This is a genomic window from Mesorhizobium sp. ESP6-5, assembly GCF_020164695.1.
GTDB lineage: Bacteria > Pseudomonadota > Alphaproteobacteria > Rhizobiales > Rhizobiaceae > Mesorhizobium > Mesorhizobium australicum.
The window spans coordinates 140788-159988 of the sequence record NZ_JAIUGR010000003.1 but is presented as its reverse complement, the minus strand read 5'-3'; the positions used below and the strand labels follow the sequence as shown (position 1 = coordinate 159988).

16 protein-coding genes are annotated in these 19201 nt (G+C 64.3%); 7 read left to right on the top strand and 9 right to left on the bottom strand.

Annotation, left to right across the window (positions count from 1 at the left end; all coding sequences use genetic code 11):
• Window positions 1–5 precede the first annotated feature (5 nt).
• From ptsP to LB524_RS05400, 4 genes are all read left to right on the top strand, one after another.
• Window positions 6–1580, top strand: a complete 1575-nt coding sequence (gene ptsP, locus LB524_RS05415) for a phosphoenolpyruvate--protein phosphotransferase (protein WP_224524226.1) — start codon at window positions 6–8, stop codon at window positions 1578–1580.
• 11 nt (window positions 1581–1591) lie between these two features.
• Window positions 1592–2014: a hypothetical protein gene (locus tag LB524_RS05410; protein WP_015314201.1), complete on the top strand. Its 423-nt coding sequence runs from the start codon at window positions 1592–1594 to the stop codon at window positions 2012–2014.
• Between the two features lie 38 nt (window positions 2015–2052).
• Complete coding sequence (gene dhaK, locus LB524_RS05405) at window positions 2053–3039, top strand: dihydroxyacetone kinase subunit DhaK (RefSeq protein ID WP_224524224.1); 987 nt, start codon at window positions 2053–2055, stop codon at window positions 3037–3039.
• Window positions 3040–3109: 70 nt separating this feature from the next.
• Window positions 3110–4132, top strand: a complete 1023-nt coding sequence (locus LB524_RS05400) for a nucleotidyltransferase family protein (RefSeq protein ID WP_181171061.1) — start codon at window positions 3110–3112, stop codon at window positions 4130–4132.
• Window positions 4133–4140: 8 nt separating this feature from the next.
• Here LB524_RS05400 and LB524_RS05395 read toward each other — a convergent pair whose 3' ends face one another.
• Genes LB524_RS05395 through LB524_RS05385 form a run of 3 tightly spaced genes read right to left on the bottom strand, consistent with a single transcriptional unit; the run spans window position 4141 to window position 5863 of the window.
• Window positions 4141–5127, bottom strand: coding sequence for a hypothetical protein (locus tag LB524_RS05395; protein WP_015314204.1), 987 nt, complete (start codon window positions 5125–5127; stop codon window positions 4141–4143).
• Complete coding sequence (locus tag LB524_RS05390; RefSeq protein ID WP_140793534.1) at window positions 5124–5561, bottom strand: lasso peptide biosynthesis B2 protein; 438 nt, start codon at window positions 5559–5561, stop codon at window positions 5124–5126. Before LB524_RS05390 ends, LB524_RS05395 begins: the two co-directional genes overlap by 4 nt.
• The gene (locus LB524_RS05385; protein ID WP_015314206.1) at window positions 5561–5863 is read right to left on the bottom strand and encodes a PqqD family protein; all 303 of its coding nucleotides are present in this window, start codon (window positions 5861–5863) and stop codon (window positions 5561–5563) included. Before LB524_RS05385 ends, LB524_RS05390 begins: the two co-directional genes overlap by 1 nt.
• A gap of 765 nt (window positions 5864–6628) precedes the next feature.
• Here LB524_RS05385 and LB524_RS05380 point away from each other — a divergent pair.
• Complete coding sequence (locus LB524_RS05380; protein WP_224524221.1) at window positions 6629–8536, top strand: propionyl-CoA synthetase; 1908 nt, start codon at window positions 6629–6631, stop codon at window positions 8534–8536.
• 146 nt (window positions 8537–8682) lie between these two features.
• Window positions 8683–9765, top strand: a complete 1083-nt coding sequence (locus LB524_RS05375; RefSeq protein WP_140793538.1) for an acyltransferase family protein — start codon at window positions 8683–8685, stop codon at window positions 9763–9765.
• A gap of 129 nt (window positions 9766–9894) precedes the next feature.
• On the opposite strand, the gene LB524_RS05370 is transcribed toward LB524_RS05375, so the two are convergent.
• The 6 genes from LB524_RS05370 to LB524_RS05345 form a co-directional block, all read right to left on the bottom strand.
• Complete coding sequence (locus LB524_RS05370; RefSeq protein WP_015314209.1) at window positions 9895–12279, bottom strand: polysaccharide biosynthesis tyrosine autokinase; 2385 nt, start codon at window positions 12277–12279, stop codon at window positions 9895–9897.
• 148 nt (window positions 12280–12427) lie between these two features.
• Entirely contained in the window at window positions 12428–13324 is an 897-nt protein-coding gene (locus LB524_RS05365; protein ID WP_015314210.1) for a UTP--glucose-1-phosphate uridylyltransferase, read from the bottom strand.
• Window positions 13325–13398: 74 nt separating this feature from the next.
• On the bottom strand, window positions 13399–14367 hold the full coding sequence (locus LB524_RS05360; protein ID WP_224524217.1) for a glycosyltransferase family 2 protein: 969 nt from the start codon (window positions 14365–14367) through the stop codon (window positions 13399–13401).
• On the bottom strand, window positions 14357–15307 hold the full coding sequence (locus LB524_RS05355) for a glycosyltransferase (RefSeq protein ID WP_224524215.1): 951 nt from the start codon (window positions 15305–15307) through the stop codon (window positions 14357–14359). Before LB524_RS05355 ends, LB524_RS05360 begins: the two co-directional genes overlap by 11 nt.
• Window positions 15307–16296, bottom strand: coding sequence for a glycosyltransferase family 2 protein (locus LB524_RS05350; protein WP_224524214.1), 990 nt, complete (start codon window positions 16294–16296; stop codon window positions 15307–15309). The genes LB524_RS05355 and LB524_RS05350 overlap by 1 nt, the downstream gene beginning before the upstream one ends.
• Before the next feature lie 15 nt (window positions 16297–16311).
• Window positions 16312–17484, bottom strand: coding sequence for a glycosyl transferase family 1 (locus tag LB524_RS05345; protein ID WP_224524212.1), 1173 nt, complete (start codon window positions 17482–17484; stop codon window positions 16312–16314).
• 185 nt (window positions 17485–17669) lie between these two features.
• On the opposite strand from LB524_RS05345, the gene LB524_RS05340 reads away from it, so the two are divergent.
• Complete coding sequence (locus LB524_RS05340; protein WP_263486515.1) at window positions 17670–19166, top strand: lipopolysaccharide biosynthesis protein; 1497 nt, start codon at window positions 17670–17672, stop codon at window positions 19164–19166.
• Window positions 19167–19201: the final 35 nt, after the last annotated feature.

The following is a 19201-nucleotide window of genomic DNA, read 5'->3' as shown; positions in this document are numbered from 1 at the left end:
GTGCCATGCGCATTGAGGGTGTTCCTGCCTCGGTCGGCTATGCCGAGGGACCTCTGTTCGACCTCGGCCGGCCCGCAGGCGTTTACGTTAGCAAGGCAAGCTCCGTCGAGGAGAGGACGTCGCTGCAAGCCGCGATCGGCAAGGCGGTGAACCGGCTCGTGGCCATGGTCGGGACCGCCGAGAAAGATGCCGCCGACATACTCGAATTCCACATCGCCATGCTGGAAGACGACGCGCTGAGCGGGCCGGCCTTCTCATCGATCGCTTCCGGAACACCCGCCGACACGGCCTGGCGGCAGGCGCTCGATGCCGAGATCGCCGGCTACGAGGCTTCGGACCAGGATTATTTCCGCGCCCGCGCCACGGACCTTCGGGATATCAGGGACCAGGTGCTGCGTGCCCTGACCGAGGACAGTGACCAAGCCGCGCCGTCCGGCGCCATCCTCTATGGCGAGGACATCGCGCCGACGCGCTTTCTCGAAACCGACTGGAGCCATGGCGGCGGCATCGCGCTGAAGGCAGGCAGCACCGCCAGCCATGTCGCCATGCTGGCACGCTCGCGTGGCGTGCCGATGGTCGTGGGCCTGCGCGAGCCGCTTGCCGCTGTTGCCGACATGGCACTGCTCGACGCGGAGCACGGCAATATCGTCCTGGCGCCCTCGCCCGCCGAGATCGGCTCGTTCCGGCAGTCATCCTCCTCCTTCACCGCCGGCCAGGGTAAGGCACGGACTTTTCTGGCGCGGCCGGCCGTGACAAAAACCGGCACGACGGTGCGCGTACAGGTCAACATCGCCGACCCTAGGGATGTCGATGCCATCGACATCGCGACCTGCGACGGTGTCGGCCTGATGCGCACCGAATTCCTGTTCGGCAAGACGCTGCCGGATGAGGAGACGCAGTATCGTGCCTATCGCAAGGTGCTGGAATGGGCCGGCGAAAAGCCGGTGACGATCCGTACCGTCGATGCCGGTGGCGACAAGCCGGTGCCGGGCTTCACCGTCGAGGAAGGCAATCCATTCCTTGGCCTGCGCGGCATCAGGCTGTCGCTGGCCAGGCCCGATATATTCCGGATTCAAATCAGGGCATTGCTGCGCGCCGCGCCACACGGCAATCTCAAAATCATGTTTCCGATGATCGCCACATCCACAGAATATGAGAGCGCCGCCGCCCTGTTCGCCGAGGAGCGGGTAGCCCTTGCCGCGCGCGGCATCGCGCACAAGATGCCGCCGCTCGGCATCATGGTCGAAGTGCCCTCGGTGGCCATCGCGCCGGAGGCGTTTACCGGCGTCGCCTTCCTGTCGATCGGTTCCAACGATCTGACGCAATATGTGATGGCGGCCGCGCGCGACAATGCCGCTGTGGCACACCTGAATTCAGTCCGCCATCCTGCGGTGTTGAGGCTGATCGCTTCGGTCGCTGCCTTCGGACGGGAGACCGGGATCGCCGTCAGCCTGTGCGGCGATGCCGGCGGCGATCCCGCCTCTATTCCCTCGCTGCTGGAAGCCGGTCTGCGCGATCTTTCGGTGGCGCCGGCGCAACTCGCCATGGCCAAGGCGGCCATAGCCGACGTTCCGGTCTAGGCACGGCAGGCATGGCCGACATCAAACCCGAACCCGGTTCCGAAGAAGCGATCCGCGCCTACAAGACGATCCTGTCGCAAGTCATCGACCAGCGGCCGTCCGGCATGCGCCAGCGGCTCGCCGATGCGCTTGGCAAGCACCGCAGCTTCGTCACGCAGATTTCGAGCCCGAGCTACTCGATTCCCATTCCGTCGAAACATCTGCCGGCCATCTTTTCCGTCTGCCATTTCAGCCAGGCCGAGCGGGACCAGTTTCTTGCCGCCTATCACCAGGCACATCCCGGGAAGATCTCGGTCGCCGCGGGCGCGCGCAAGACAAGGCACGTTTCGCTCATCGTGCCGGATTTCGGCGACGACAAGCAGAATGCGGCGCTCGACCGAGCGATCAACGAATTCATCCAGAAGGTCACCAGCATCACCGGCAAGAGCGGCTGAACGACCCTTGATGCAGGCTATTTCGGGAGGAGACGGCCGTGAAGAAATTCATGAACTGGGTGGACACGGTACTGACCGAGAGCCTCGACGGGTTCGCGGCCGCCCATGCCGACATCCTGGTGCTTGGCGAGGAGCACAAATTCATCCGCCGCAAGATGCTCAAGCCGGGCAAGGTGGCGCTGATCTCCGGCGGCGGCTCCGGCCACGAGCCGTTGCATGGCGGCTTTGTCGGCCATGGCATGTTGGACGCCGCCTGTCCCGGCCAGGTGTTCACCTCGCCGACACCGGATCAGATGCTGGCGGCCGCGCAAGCCGTCGACACCGGCGCCGGCTGCCTGTTCATCGTCAAGAACTACGAAGGCGACGTGATGAACTTCGAGATGGCGGCGGAGATGTCCGATGGCGTGCTGCAGGTCGTCACCAATGACGACGTCGCCGTCGAGAATTCGTCCTACACAACCGGGCGGCGCGGCGTGGCGGGTACGCTGGTGGTGGAAAAGATCGTTGGCGCCGCCGCCGAGCACGGGGTGGCGTTGCCGGCGTTGAAGGCGCTGGGTGACCGCGTCAACGACGCCACCCGCTCGATGGGCGTGGCATTGACCAGCGGCACCGTGCCGGCTGCCGGCAAACCGACCTTCGACATCGGCGAAGGCGAGATGGAATTCGGCGTCGGCATCCATGGCGAGCCCGGCCGCCGGCGCGACAGGCTGAAAAGCGCCGATGCAATTGTCAAAGAAATCTGCGCTGCGATCCTGGGCGATCTCGACGACAGGGCGAAAGGACCCGCGCTGCTGTTCGTCAACGGCTTCGGCGGCACGCCGCTGATGGAGCTCTATCTGATGTACAACAGCGCCCGCCGGATTTTCGAGCAACATGGCGTGACGGTTACCCGGTCGCTGGTCGGCACCTATGTCACCTCGCTCGACATGGCCGGCTGCTCGATCACGCTGAGCCTGCTCGACGACGAACTGACGGAATGGTGGGACGCACCTGTCCACACCGCCGCGCTGCGCTGGGGCGTGTAAGGCTGGCTTCAGCCGCCCTTTTCTGCAACCATTCCGGACAATCCACTTAACGATGGATTTGTCCGGATCGATGCTGCCGTCTCTTACTCCAGCTGAAGAAAAACTGCTGCTGCGCTTCGCCGATCCGGAAGCTGCGGCGGTCGGGGACAATTTATCAGCGAAGGCGCTGTTTGCCCTGCTCGACAATGCCGAATTCCATGGCGTCCTCCCGATCATGCTGCGCAAGCTCGGGGAGCGTGGCGATGCGCACCTGCCGTCGGATACTGGTTTGCGAGACAAACTCGACGACCTGCGCCAGAGGGCGACGATCGCCACCGGCCAGTCGATGCTGCTTCAGTACCATGGCGACCGCATCATGAAGGGAATGGCGGCGGAGGGTATTCCGGCGCGGATCGTCAAGGGGCCGGTCTTCGCGCGAAAACTCTATCGCAATGTATCCGACCGGCCTTTCACCGACATCGACATCCTGGTCGAGCCCGCCAACCTTGCGCGGGCAAACCGGGCGATTGCGGCATGCGGCTTCGAGCTTGCCAGCAACGAGGCCGAATCCTACCGGCTGCAGGAATTCAAATGGCTGGAAAAGGAGAATTCCAGCCTGCTGGTCGAGTTGCATGGCGACCTTGTGCACGACACCGGCATGCGGCGGCGCCTGTCGCTGGGTTTTCGCGAGCTTGGCATCATCGATGGCGACGCGACGGATACGCCGGCCGCCCTTCTGACGATCGCCATCGTGCATGCCGCCGGCGGCCACAAATTCCACCGTCTGCAGCTTTGCGTCGACGTGCTGCAAGGTGTGAGGGCGCTGCAATCCCCGGTTTCGGAAACCCGCCTGCTCGACGCCGCGCGCATGACCGGCATCGAACTCGAACTTGCGATCGTGCTCAACGTAACCGGGCGGCTGTTCGACGAACCGCATGCGCTGGCACTCGCCGGGCGAATAAAGCCCGACCTGTCGATCCGACTGGCCAAGAAGCTGATCACGACCAACACGCTGCTCAGGGTCAATTCCCGGGAGAAGATCGGCTCGCGGCTACGCCGCGATGCCTTTCGCTGGATCCAGCGGCTGGCCAAGGCCAGGCCATACGCCGCTTGAGCGGACCGTCAGTCCAGTGATGCCAACCTAGCGCTTATCAGCGCCGCCGCATCGGCCGGACGCACGCCTACTTCCAGGGTAAAGGTCGGCACCGACGACACCAGTCCGCGGATCGCCGCCAACCTGCGCTTCTGCAGCGGCAGCAGACCGGTCGCGCCGGTGCGGACATTGTCCATCGCCAGCGCCACCATCGCGTCGGTCCGGGCCATGGGCGCGAGCCGGGTCTCTTCGTCGCCGGATCGCGCAAGATGCAGGAGCGCTGCGACCGGACGGGCGGTCGGACTTTCGATTTTTACGATCCCACTCAGCTTTTCCAGCGAAACAGCCTGTTCGCCATTGCGGTCCCATGACAGACCGAGGCATGGCGCCACAAGCGGGATCATCCGCGCGGTCTTCTCATGGATCTTGACATGGCGCGGCAAACCCCAGGCGGCAGGCGTGGGGGAAGCGAGATTCAGGATCATGGCGTCGTCGGAGCACAGGCCGAATCCTTGCGTTGCCAAGGCCAGCGATGTGGTGGTCTTGCCGGTGCCGCTCGGGGCATGGACCAGCACGACGGCGTCGCGGCCCGGCAGCGTCAGCCCGGCCGTGTGCAGCATATGCTGGCCGCCTGCGTCGAGTGCTGCGTCCAACACCAGCATCGATGGCGTCCAGGCGGCCTTCGCACCGGGGCGAACCCGGAGTTCGGCCCAACCCTCCTCGTCATTGACGACAACGGCTTGGCGTTCGGGAAAGACGAGATGGACCGTGCCGCCATCCGCGATCATCCGGCAGTAGCCGTCCTCCGGTATCTCGCCCTCGAAGACGAGCGATCCGCCGGGCGCTTCGTCCAGAACGTCCGCCTCTGTGATCTCGAGACGAAAATCCGGCTCGACGGGACCTGTGACACGCAAGGTGCCCAGCATCCCGTCGAAATCCTGCCACAGGCCGGGGCGCTCGGCCGATATGCCGAGGATCTGGCCATTGAGGTCATAGAATACTGAAGGTCTGGTCAAGCGGAGCGCACCTTCGTGGCGGCGGTGGCGGGATGACGGTAGATCTCGACCATGCCGGGAAGGCTGTCACTGACCACCGGCTTGCCGTCCAGGCACACCCAGCAATGCGCCGCCAGCCGCGACGCTTGCAGCGACTTCGGATCGACGCCGAAACGCAGCTGCGGATCGAAACCGCCAAGGCGCAGGAAGCGATGGCCGAGCAAGCCCTCCCGCAAGCATCTGCGGTCGCGCATCAACCAGGGATGACGCACGGCACGGTTGACGCGGGCGACAATGTAGGGGGCGGGCAGGCCGCGATAGGGCGCCGGCGAGGCGAGCGGCGCCCATTTCAGCACCTCCTCGAAGCTGCGATTGGCAATGAGAATTGGCATCAGCCGCGCGCTTGCCCAGAGATGGCAGCGGAACAGGGCGCGCAGGAGAGGACCGTCCACCATCAAGCGGTGCCTTCAGCCATCAAGCCTGGAGCAGCGAGAATGCCTTCCGAGACCAGATCGCTGGCCAGCGCCGCCATGTCCTCGTCAAGCGTGCCCTTGTCGATTTCGAACTCCTCGCAAAGCAGGCCGACGATCTGGCCGAGGCTGCGCGCGCCATCCACCTTGTCGAGAAAGGCTTCGGTCGTCCCGTTGCAGGTATAAAGCTGGCCGCTGCGCGCCAAAAGCACCACCGCGCCGTCGCCGACATGCTGAACCGAGGCATCGTCCGCCAGTCGCAGAACCGTTCCAGAGGCAATTTCCATAACGAACCCCAAAAGCCAGGCAAAACCCGGAAATGAGATAGCGCGGTGGTGGGGCGCTGTCTATTGGCCGGCCGGGATGGCTCGCGTGGCTTTATTTTGCGGACAGACTCTCGTGAGGCCGCAACATCCATCCAGAGTCGAAAATCGTCCCAGAAATAGTCGCCGGAATGGCGCGCCAGGCAAGCATGCTGACCGGCGGCACCGTTGCTTTTCTTCCCTGAGGTAAGGTAAGAACTCCCCGGGTCTTGGGGAGATAGCGTATGCGTTACAATTGGGAGCGGGCTCCGACGACTTTCGAACGTCATCGAAAAGCTCTGGCGACAGCCATTTTGATCTTCGGCGGCGTCGGTCTCATGCTGGTGGCCTTGCCGATCTAGCGCCGTCGACATTCGCCCAACGAATCCGGCTTGTTAGACGGCAATCGGCGGATTGTTCGGCGGGTTGTCCGGTCACCGCTATGAAGCGGCGATCGCACCCTTAAAAAAGCCCTGGCTGAAGCGCTGCACCAGCACGACGATCACCGCCGGCTTGCCGGCCGGTGTTCACGGGATCCGACAGGCTGTAGGAGGTCGGACGGTTCCTCGAGCCTGGCCTCGATCGACCATTGATGGCGCATGCGCTCACATCCTCCCGCTCGATATCGTTTCGACAGCGGGCATCTCGGTCAGGACAAGACCGGTTCAAACGAAAATCAGGGAAGACAGCGCCGGAAAAAACAGCATAGGCTGTTTGCAAAGACGGCAAATGGTTTCCGGGAGGGTACGGATGGCTTCACGCTATCACGAGATCTATGACGGCTGGAAACGCGACCCGGAAAAATTCTGGGCCGACGCGGCCGGCGCCATCGACTGGTATTCGCCCTGGAACAGGGTGTTCGATGCCACCGCCGGCGTCTACGGCCGCTGGTTCACTGGTGCGACCTGCAACACCTGCTACAATGCCCTTGACCGGCATGTCGCCGGCGGGCGGGCCGACCAGATCGCGCTGATTTACGACAGCGCCATCACCGGCACGGTGAAAAAGTTCACCTATGCCGAACTGAAGCGCGAGGTGGTGGCGCTGACCTCGGTGTTAAAGAACCGCGGCGTCGGCAAGGGTGACCGCGTCATCATCTACATGCCGATGGTGGCGGAAGCGGCCATCGCCATGCTCGCCTGCGCCCGCATCGGCGCAGTGCATTCGGTCGTGTTCGGCGGCTTTGCCTCGCATGAGCTTGCCACCCGCATTGACGACGCAAAACCGAAACTGATCATCTCGGCCTCGTGCGGCCTGGAGCCGGGGCGGGTCGTCGCCTACAAGCCGCTGCTCGACAAGGCGATCGAGATATCCCGCCACAAGCCGGACGCCTGCCTGATCCTGCAGCGCGATCAGCTGCGCTGCGATTTGAAGGACCATTTCGACATCGACTATGCCGACGCCGTCGCTCGTGAGCGCGCAGCCGGCGCCAATGTCGACTGCGTGCCGGTGCTGGCCACCGACCCACTCTACATCATCTACACGTCAGGCACGACGGGCCAGCCCAAGGGCATCGTGCGGGACAATGGCGGCCACATGGTCGCGCTGAAATGGACGATGGAAAACGAGTTCGGCGTGAAGCCCGGGGAAGTGTTCTGGGCGGCGTCCGATGTCGGTTGGGTGGTCGGCCATTCCTACATCGTCTACGGCCCGCTGCTGCATGGCTGCACCAGCATCCTGTTCGAAGGCAAGCCGATCGGCACGCCCGACGCCGGCACCTACTGGCGCGTTATCGCGGAACATGGCGTGGTTGCGTTGTTCACCGCGCCGACTGCCTTCCGCGCCATCAAGGGGCAGGATCCCAAAGGCGAGTTCGTACCGAAATACGATCTGTCGAAATTCCGCACCCTGTTCCTGGCCGGCGAACGCGCCGACCCCGAAACCATCAAATGGGCGGAGCAGAAGCTGAACGTGCCGGTGGTCGATCATTGGTGGCAGACCGAGACCGGATCGCCGATGACGATCAACCCCGCTGGGCTCGGCCTGTTGCCGGTGAAGTACGGCTCGCCCGGGGTACCGATGCCCGGCTACGATATCCGCGTGCTCGACGATGCCGGCCATGAGGTGCCGCGCGGCACGCTCGGCAATGTCGTGGTCAAGCTGCCGCTGCCCGCGGGCTGCCTGCCGACCCTGTGGAACGCCGATGCCCGCTTCCGCCAGGCCTATCTCGATGAGTTCCCCGGCTTCTACAAGACGGCCGATGCCGGCATGATCGACGAGGACGGGTATCTCTACGTGATGGCCCGCACCGACGATATCATCAACGTTGCCGGCCACCGATTGTCGACGGGCGCCATGGAAGAGGTGCTGGCCGCCCATCCCGATGTCGCCGAATGCGCCGTCGTCGGCATCGCCGATGCGATGAAGGGCCAGATTCCGCTCGGCTTCGTGGTGCTGAACGCCGGTGTCGCGCGCGACGGCGCCGCCATCGAGAAGGAGGTCGTCGCGCTGGTGCGCGAGCGCATCGGCCCGGTGGCCGCCTTCAAGACCGTGGTGACGATTAAGCGCCTGCCCAAGACGCGCTCGGGCAAGATCCTGCGCGGCACCATGCAGAAGATCGCCGACAAGGAAGCGTGGATGATGCCTGCAACCATCGACGACCCCGCCATCCTCGATGAGATCACCGCTGCCCTGACGGAGCGCGGAATCGGCGTCTAAGGAGCACTGCCGGGACCTGACTGGAGCTACCGTTGCGCGATGTTGCGACGCGGCGAACTTTGTGATGACCGCTGGGCGCAATCGTAGATTGTGCGATGCAACATTCCGCCCTACAGTTCCCGCGGGGGGCCATTCGATTGGATCGCATGGCTCAGAAAAAAATAACCTTTGGCGGTATCGACATCCTGCGGTTTCTCGCCGCCGTGCTGGTCATGGTCTATCACTACGGCTTCTGGGTCTGGGCCTATCCCGACGGCATCTCGGCGCAAGCGACTGGTGGCGTTCCGGCGCAGCCTGGGATCGGCGCCTGGGTCGGGTCCGGCTGGGTCGGCGTCGAGATCTTCTTCGTCATCAGCGGTTTCGTCATTGCCTTCAGCGCCGAGAATTCGACGCCGCTGCGGTTTTTCGAGGCAAGGGTCAAAAGGCTGGCGCCGGCGGTCTGGATTTGTGCCCCGATCACCGCGGCGCTGTTGCTGCTGATCGGCTTGAGCTGGCCGACCGATGCGGTGGTTCGGCTCGTGCGCACCGGCCTGTTCGCGCCTTATGGTCCCTGGGTGGACAGCGTCTACTGGACGCTCGGCATCGAAATCGCCTTCTACGCCATCGTCTGGATCCTGCTGCGGCTCGGCCGTTTCCATCTGATGGAAAGGGTTGCGATCGTCATCGGCATGATCAGCACGCTGTTCTGGTGCCTTTATTATCCGCTCGGCTGGTCCGCCTTCGCCGAGACGCGGTGGCTGCAGCTCGTGCTGGTGCATCATGGCTCATTCTTCGCGGTCGGCGTGCTCATCTGGCTGATGCGGTTCAAGGCGGTGACGGCGTCTCGCCTTGGCTTCTGCCTGCTGTTCCTCGGCGGTGGGGTGCTGCAGATCGCCAGCTCCGTCGACGTCCATAGCATCAAAGTCGGAGCCGTGATGCCGTACGGGCCGCCAATCTTGATCTTCCTCGCGGCCATCGCGCTGATGGCGTGGTCGCTCACGCTTGATCTCAGATGGAGCGGCTGGCGCCGGATCGGCCTGATGACCTATCCGCTCTATCTGATCCACGACGTCATCGGCGCGGCGATGCTCGGCGCCATGGTGCGCTCCGGGCTGCCTTATCTCCTGTCGATGGCAATGGTCGGCGCGACCATGATCGCGGCAAGCTGGCTGGTGGCAACCGAGGCCGAACCGCGCATCCGGCTGCTGCTCGACCACACGCTTTTCCGTTACCGGCTGAAGGCGGCATAGCCTCGAGCTATACGCCGCTCCGCCTCATGTCCGGCCGCATGAACGGCGGCCGGACGGTGCCGAAACTTTGTGCGATTTCGGAATGAGAACCGCTGCGCGGGTTCAAGACGTGATGGCAACGGCCTTATCTCAGACCGCCGCCTTCGAACGCACTTCCGACTTGTCGAGATAATAGCTCGAGTACTTGTCGAAGAATTTCTCCGACGCGCCGAACGACCCGTATTTGGCGAGCTTCTTCAGGTCGACCTTGTTCAGCACCGCGCCGACGATCTTGTTGGCGACATAGGGCTCGGATTCCAGCATCGAGCGCACCATGGCGCGCGGCGTGCGGCCCCATTCGGTGACGAGCACGAAGCCGTCGACCAGCGGCGCGAAGGCCTTGGCGTCTACCACCGGGCCAAGCGGCGGCAGATCGACGACGATGTATTCGAAGGTCTCCTTGGCGTTTTCGATGAAACGACGCATGCCGGCCGAGGAGAGAAGCTCGCTGGTGTGCGAGAAATGTCCGCGCAGCACAGCCGGAATGATCGCCAGCTTGGTCTGCCTGTCGATCTTGCCGACGGACTGCCAGGTCTGGCCGCTCACCACCGCTTCCATCAAGCCTTGCTCGGCTTCCATGCCGAGGCTGCGGCTAAGGCCCGGATTGCGCAGATCGCCGTCGATGAGCAGCGTCCTGGAGCCATTGGCGGCGAGCAGCCCGGCGAGATTGGCCGCGACCGTCGACTTGCCTTCGCCGGGCAGGACCGAGATCACGCCGATGACGCGGCTGCCTTGCCCTTCCATCACCACATCGAAGGCGATCTTGGCGCTGCGCAGCGTTTCGGAGAACATTGATGCCGGAGCGTCGATGCTCACCCGCATCCGTGCGCGCCTTTCGATGGCGGCCGGCGATCTGGCGACCTTGAGATCGGGTTCGGCTGGCTTGTCTTCCTTGCTCGGTTTGCTGCCGATGGTCGGCAGGTAACCGAGGAATTTGAGGCCGACGCGGTCGCGGACCTCCTCGCCGGTCCTGAAGAACCGCTCGTTGAACTCGTTGAGGCCGCCGAAGCCGGCGCCCATCAGAACCCCGAGCACCAGCGAAAGGCCGAGCACGATGACGGTGCGCGGGCTCGAGGCGGCAAGCGGCGTCGACGCATCCGAGATGATGCGGATCTTGCCGACCGGGAAGGATTGCTGCTGCGCGGCTTCCTCGTAGCGTCCGAGGAACGTCTGGTAGAGCGTGGAGAGTGCCGTCGCCTTCTGATCGAGATCACGCAATTGGACCTGCGACTGGTTGTCGATCGAACTCTTGCCCTGCGCGGCGGCGACATTGGCCCTGAGCGCGGTCTCGCGCGCCAACGCCACCTCATACTCGTTGCGGTAGCTTTCGGTGAGCTGCTTCAGTTCGCCGAAGATCTGCGTCGAGATATCGGCCTTCTCCTTGGCGAGCGCCACCGCCTGCGGATGCTGCGGGCCGAAATTCGCCTCGACATCCTGCTGCCGTTTGGCGACCGTGAGATAGCGGGTCTTCAGCGCCGCAATGACCGAGCTGGCTGGCTGGTCGCTGGATATGGCGGCATCCTTGAAAGCGTTGTCCGAGCCGCTGTCGACGATCGACTTGTATTGCTGGTAACGGGCGCTGGCACGCGCGGTGTCGGCCTGCGCGACGATGAGCTGGGCGTTCAGGTCGGCGAGCTGCTTGTCGCTCATCAGCTGGCCGTCGCTGTTGGCGGACAGGCCGTGTTCGGCCCTGAATTTCTCGACCGCCAGCGATGCCTGCTGCGAGCTCTCGCGCAGTTCGGTTAGCCGGCCCTGCAGCCAGACCGCCGCGCGCTCGGTGGCGTCGAAGCTGGCATCGAGCTGGTCGGCGAGATAAGCGTCTGCATAGGCCTTGGTGATGGCCTTCGCCAATGCCGGATCCGTCGCCTGGTAGCCAAGCGCGATAACGTAGCTTCGCCCGACGCGATCCGCCCTGATCTCGTTCTGCAGCTTGAGGATGGCGTAGTCGCGGCGCGACGTGGCGATCAGCGCATCGCGCGCGGCGGGGTCGAGCTTGGTGATGTCGCCGACACCCGGCATGACCGGGCTGCTCGGACGAACATACTGGATCAGACCGCGGACCAGGCCAACGCCCTGGGCAAGGGCCGACTGGGGCGGGTTCATGAACGTGTCGTTCTGGTCGAGCTTGAGCTTGTCGACGACCACGGCGGCAAGCCGCGTCGAGGTCAGGATCTCGATCTGGCTCAGAATCGCGGAATCGGTCTGCATCGTCGTCGATGCCGCCGAGATGTCGTCGACGATCTTGTTCAGACCTTCATCGATCAACACGCTGGAAACCGACACGAATTTTGGCGGCGTGGTCTGCAGATAGAGCATGCCCAGGAAAAGGCCGATGATGGCGCACACGCCAACCACCTTGGCCTGCCGTGCGGCCATGCCAAGCAGCCGCTCGATGTCGATGAAGTCGTCGCCGTCTCCTGCTTCCGAATTCGGCAATGGCATCCTCTTGTCGAGAGGAAAATTGGCATAATTCATCTTCGGTCCAATTCTGGCTTGTCTCGCTCGCAGGCCCCGGAGAGATCGGGAGCATTGGCAGGCGCGACACACGCTTGGTGCCGGACAGCGCGGAGCCGGCCGGCGCCTGCGCCGTCAGCCACCCGACAATACTCCCGAAAGATGGGCATTATGCGGCTTCTTCCTGGCGTTCATGCGTCCGGACGAACTCCCGGAGCATCTCGAAAACCGGACCCCTCATGTCGTCGCGCGCCAGCGCGAAGGCGATATTGGCCTGGATGAACCCTTCCTTGGACCCGCAGTCGAACATGCGCCCCTTGAAAGGCTGGGCAAAGAATGGCTGCTCCTGCGACAGGCGAACCATGGCGTCGGTCAGCTGGATCTCGTTGCCGGCGCCGCGCTGCTGGTTGCCCAGAAGCTGGAATATCTCGGGCTGCAGGATATAACGGCCATTGATGTAGAAATTCGACGGTGCGTTGGCCGGCGCCGGCTTTTCGATCATGGCCGTCACCTCGAAACCGCCGCCAATGTCGGCGCCACGGCCGACAATGCCATATTTGTTGGTCTCGGTGGGATCGCAACGCTCGACGGCGATGACGTTGCCGCCGGTCTGTGCATAGAGGTCGGTGATCTCGGCCAGGCATCCGCGCCCGCCGAAGGAGACCATGTCAGGCAAAAGCAGGGCAAAGGGCTCGTTGCCGATGACCTCGCGGGCGCACCAGACGGCATGGCCGAGGCCTTGCGGCGACTGCTGGCGGATGAAGGAGGTGGCGCCGGCCACCGGCAGCATGCTTTCGAGCGTCTCCAGCTGAGTCTTCTTGCCAGTTTGCTCCAGGGTTCCGATCAATTCCGGATGCAGGTCGAAATAGTCCTCTATGACCGCCTTGTTGCGGCCGGTGACGAAGACGATGTGCTCGATGCCGGCCTCGAAGGCCTCGTCCACCGCATATTGCACGACGGGCCTGTCGACGACGGGAAGCATTTCCTTCGGCATCGACTTGGTCGCCGGCAGGAACCGCGTTCCAAGCCCCGCCACCGGTATCACGGCCTTCCTGATTTTCTTCATCGCAAATTCCTTCTGAGGAGATCGACTACAGTCCATTCACAGGCCACGAAAAATCCCTCCATGTGCCTGCATCTTCACCTCCCCGCCCCCACGGCAAACTGTGCCGCTACTCTTCGCAACCGCGCGGCGATCGGCATGCCCATATGCCTGACCGCCGCCGGGTCGCTGAGCGCCGTCCGGATCGCCTTGAGCGGGGACCGCGCCTTGATGTGCTGGACCATCGCCAGGAACGAGGCCGCCTTGCGCAGGCTGCGGCCGCGCCGGGCGAATGCCGCCTGCGCGGCCGCGTCCATCGAATGGGTTTGAGCGAAAATCTCGTCGGCCTTGCGCATCGCCTCGACGTGATGAGGCTCGAGCACGCGCGAGATGGAGCCGCTGCGGATATGATAGGCATAGCCGATTTCAGGCTCCACCACGCATCTGCCGCCCATGGCCAGGGCTTCGGCAAACAGGATGTAGTCCTCGCCGATCCTCAGCTTCTCGTCATAGCGAAGCCGGTTTTCGTCAAGGAACCGGCGCAGGAAGATCGGCTTGAGATAGCCGAGATTGAACTTCGATTCGAAGACGACGTTGCCGGCGATGTAGGTCGCCAGCGAAATCTCGCGCAGGCCTTCCAGATACTGGCGCGGGAACATCGCGTCCTCGACCACGCCGTCCTCACGGACGACCTGGAGATTGTCGACGGCAATCTCGGCGCCCGCCTTTTCGGCGCGGCCGATCATGGCGGCGACGCGTCCGGGAAAGACGGCGTCGTCGGCATCGAGAACCGCTATCCACCTGCCGCGGGCGGCGTCGAGCCCGGCATTCCTGGCCCCTCCGGGGCCCCTGTTCTTTTCCAGCGCCACGACACGCACGACATGCTCGGGATAGGCCCTCGCCACATCAAGCGTGGCATCACGCGACTTGTCGTCGACGACGATGATCTCGAGGCTGACGCCCTTCTGGGCGATGGCGCTGGCGACCGCCCTATCAAGGGTTGCCTCGGCATTGTAGGCGGCGATCACAAAGGAAACATCGGGCACGGACGAAATGTCAGGCTGCACGCTTGCCTCCTTCCCCTGGTGAAGGCTGGCCATAGAGGCGCAGTTCGCGGATACCGACAAGACCGCTGACAACGCCGACATGCATGATGCCGCGCAAGACACTGCGGTTCCTGCGGACCGGACTGGCTGCAACCGGAAGTGCCGCGGCGAAGCAAAAAGCGGCCTTTGCCGCGGCAAGGCCGGCCTGCTTTACTCGCGCGATGCCGCTGGCGCCGCGGCCCAGGAGATGGCCGTGCGTCTGGCCAACCCGGAAGCGGCGGCGGCTGAGCCAGTCGAATGCGGCCCTGGCCCTCGGCACCGCCTCGTCGACCCATGCCTCCGGCGCAAAGGCGATCCGGCCGCCTGCCTTGTGCATCTGGTCGAAGAATTCGGTGTCCTCGCCGCCGGTCTGGCCGCGCGCCAGGCTGAAGCGGCGGCCGCGCAAGCTGTCGGATGCCATGCGCAGCAGGACGTTGCAGGTGTAGCCGGTGCGGATTTCGCCGTGCACGCGGACCGGCAAGGTGGAATGGAAATCGCCGCGGCGCATCCATTCCGGCGCATCCGGACGATAGAGCGCGCGCACCGGGCCGAGAACCGCGGCGGCGCCGCTTTTATCGGCCGTTGCCACCAGTTCGGCGAGCCAGTGGGCCGTAGCGGTCTCATCGTCGTCGATGAAGGCCAGGAAATCAGCCTCGCTGGCCTCGAGACAAGCGTTGCGAGCGATCGAGATGTTGCGGGCCGGGCAATGCCGGTAGCGGACCGGCAACTTCAATTCCTGCGACAGCACCGTCACCAGGTCCCTGGCGCTCGGCGTGTCGTCATTGTCGGCGACGATGACGCCGACCTCGAAGCCGTCAGGCATGGCCAGGGCGGCGAGCGAGCGCAGCGTGTCGGCCAGTTCCGGCCGCCGGAATGTGCACACGCCGATGTCGATGCTGCGATGCTTGACCTCAACCGCCATCACGCCGCCCTCCGCCGCGTGCCGAGGCCGAGGAGCTGCAGCCAGAAGCCGACGGACCAGCCGAAATGCATGACCATCGCCGAGACGCCGGCAAGCGCGATATCGGCATTGCGCCGGCTGATCGCCGCCACCAGGCCGTAGCCTAGGCACACCGCCACCCACAGCAATAGCGGCAGCGCCGCGATCCAGTGCAGGAAGGAGAAGGCCGCCAGCAGAACCACCGGGAAGACCGCCAGCGGCACCATCTGCCTGACCTTCGGGATCACACGATGTTTCAGCACGTTCTTGGCGCGGCCGCGGCCATAGCCGAGATACTGGACATAAAGGCCGCGCAGCGAGGTCCGCGGATAATAGACCATCTGCGTCCTGCCGCTCATCCAGATCCTGTAGCCTGCCTGCCTCAGCCGATAGTCGAGTTCCGCATCCTCATTGTGGCTGAACGTCTCGTCATAGCCGCCGACGGCCTGGTAGGCCGATATCCGCATCAGTGCGTGATGGCCGTGGTCGACCCACTCCCCGGCGGAGAGATGGCGATGCTTGGAGCCGCCGGTGCCGAGCTTGGAGTTCTGCGCCGCCGCCGCCGCTTTCTGCACCGTGCCGCTGCCGCTGGTCAGCATCGACACCACGACCGAATCCGCGCCGGTCGCCAACGCCTCCTCGACCAGTCGGTCGCAATAGTCGTCGGGATAGCCGCCATGGGCGTCGATGCGGATAAGATAGTGCGCACCCTCGCCAAATTTGGCCACCGCCAGGTTGATCGCGGCGCTCTGGATGCGCTTTTCGTTGTGAAGCAGGATGATGCGAGGATCGTTCCTCTGGCGCTCGCCGACAATGGCCAGCGTGCCGTCGGTGCTGCCGCCATCGGCAACCACGATCCGCGCGTCAAGCCGTTCCGCCGCCGGGCAAAGCTGGTCGAGCAGCGCGCCGATATGAGTCGCCTCGTCGAGACACGGGATCACGATCAGAGTGGAGGCAAGCGCTTGCGTCATCGGGCGATGTCCATCCTATGCCAGGGCCTCGGTCGCGAGCGGCCCGCGCACGGTCGTCAGGCGGCGCAGTTTTTCGACCAGGGCGCCGCAGTCGCTGCGATCGTAGCTCCACATCCTCGGGTTGTGGGCCAGCACGCGCGCCTTCAGCCTGCCGAAGCGGTGCTGTTCCATCCCGCCAAGCGCGGTTTCGAGCGCCTCGGGCGTGGCCTGCGGCAGCAAAACGCCGATATCGCGCTGCCGCAGGAACCGCCCGGTCTCGGTGTTGTCCATCGAGATCGGCACCGCGCCGAAGCGGCAGCCTTCATAAAGGCGGTTGGGCAGCAGCCATTCGGAGTTCTGTCCCTCCTCGAAGAAGTCGATCGCCCAGGAGAAATGGACGTCGTGATAGATCGCCGCCATGTCCTCCGGGTTGCGGTACGGCCCGCGAAACGACATGTAAGGTTCAGCATCGACGAAGGCATGGAAATCCGGGAACTCGGAAAGTGCCGGACGGCCGCGCAGCACGACTTCGAACCGGCCCTCCATGTAACGCGTGAAACCGGCCAGCAGTTCGAGCGAACGGCGGCACCGAAGCGCCCCGAACCAGCCGATCCGCCACGGCGGGGCGAGAGGTGCTTCCACCGCCTCGCGCTCGGCGGGCAGAATCGCCGCCGCCTCGAAATATTTGTTCTCGACCAGTTCCACCGGCGCCGCGACCTGGCGGAAAGGCTTGAAATAATTGGCGATGAAGGCGGGCGAACTGGTCACCAGCAGCCGCACATCCCGCGCCAGATGACGCTCGGTGGCGCGCAGCGCCTTGCCCAGGACATCGTCGCGAAGCACCAGACGGTGAATGTCGAGGCATTCATAGACGATTGGGACAGCGGCGCCGAAAGCCGACCGGGCGCGGCGGGCCAGCGCCAGCATTTCCAGGTTACGCGCGATGATGATGTCGGGCTTCGGCACGTCCCTGAGCTTCGAACCTATCGAAACCGCTGTTTTCGCCACCGCCGCCAGGCGCTGGGCGAATCGCCCGTCGCGCGTCGCGCCAAGGTCAATCGGCCGCAAACCTTCGATATCGGCAATCGGAGTGGCGGCGCGGCGGAAGCCCGCCAGGGTAACCCGGGCGCCACCTGTCCTGAGCATCGTGATCCGCCGGCGAACCGCCGGGTCGGAAACATCATGTACCAGGTACAAGACATGCAGCATGAAAACTCGACCGCTGTTTGACCCACCCAGGGGAAGCCTAGTACAGCTCTTGCTGCATCGCAACATTTTTGGCGCGCCGTTCCACGTTTTCTGTTGCACTGCAAAATTATTGCCGTAGTTTGTGGTCGGCGGCGGTTGTGGATTTCGGAGCTCCGAAATCCGCGCAAAGATCAGGAATCCTGAATTTGGAAGCCAATCCATTCGATCCGCCGGAAGGCTCCCTGCGCAAATCGGTCGGCCGCGGTGCCGTCGTGACCGCAATAGCGCAATCGGTGCGGGTCGCCACGCAGATCATTTCCGTCATCGTGCTGTCGCGACTCCTGTCGCCGCAGGATTTCGGCGTCGTGGCCATGTGCGCGCCTGTGCTCGCCTTCATTGCCCTGTTCCAGGATTTCGGCCTGACCCAGGCGACCATCCAGAAATCGGGCATCCGGCATGAGGAGGTGAACTACCTCTTCTGGATCAATGTCGCCGTCAGCGCGGTCCTCGCCTGCGTGCTCGCGGGAGCGGCACCCCTGGTCGCAGCCTTCTATGGCGAGCCGCGCGTCGCCGGTCTGGTGGCGGCACTGGGATTGCAGATCCTGGCTTATGGCCTGGGAGCCCAGCATCTGGCGCTGCTGACCCGTCGCATGCAGTTCGGCCGCCTGGCAATCATCGACGTCGCCGGGGCCGTCGCGGGGCTGGCCGTCTCGATCGCCTGGACTTTCATCGACCGTTCCTACTGGGCGCTGTTTGCCGGCACGCTGACCGGCGCGGTGCTGCCGACGCTGTGCTACTGGGCCAGCTCGCGCTGGCGCCCAGGCATGCCGCGCAAGGTCGCCGGGATCAGCGAGTTGATCAATTTCGGTGCCGGGATCACCGGTTTCAATTTCGCCAATTTCTTCGCCCGCAATCTCGACAACGTGTTGATCGGCAAATACTGGGGCGAGGCCCAGCTCGGACTCTACGACCGCGCCTACAAGCTGCTCCTGTTCCCGCTCAGCCAGATCACCAACCCGCTGTCGAAGGTGATGGTACCGGCGCTGTCGCGGCTGAAGGACGAGCCGGACCGCTATCGCAGCGCCTATTTGCGCGTCATGCCGCTGATCCTTCTCGTGGCGCTGCCCGGCGTCGCCTTCGCCACCGCGATGTCGGATGTGCTGATCCCCTTCGTGCTCGGCGAGCAGTGGCGCGCCAGCGCCTCGATCTTCCTGGCGCTCGGCTTTGCCGGCCTGCTGCAGCCGCTCAACAATCCGGCTGGTTGGCTTTTCGTCAGCCAGGGCCGCTCCGGCGACTTCATGCGCTGGGGCATCATCACGGCGGCGACCTCGGTGCTTGCCTTCGCGCTCGGCCTCCCCTACGGCGCGCTCGGCGTGGCGGTCGCCTATGCGGTCAGCGAGTATCTGCGCACGCCCTTCCTATGGCTCTATGTCGGCAAGAGCGGACCGCTGCGAGCCAGCCATGTGCTGCGCACGGCAACGCCGTTCGTGCTTGGCGCGCATCTGGCGCTTGGGGCGGTCTGGCTGGTCAAGCCGATGCTGCCGCAGCAGCATGTCGTCGCCCTGGCAAGCGGCGCCATCCTGGCCTACACGATCACCATCGTCGTCGCGCTGGCCTTCGCCGCCGGCCGCGAAGCCTTGCGGGAGGCCTTGAAAATGCTGCCGGCAAGGGCGCCGGCGGCGACGCCGCGCGAGGCGCAATAATTTCGGCGCCTTTGTCGTCTATTCCATATCCCACC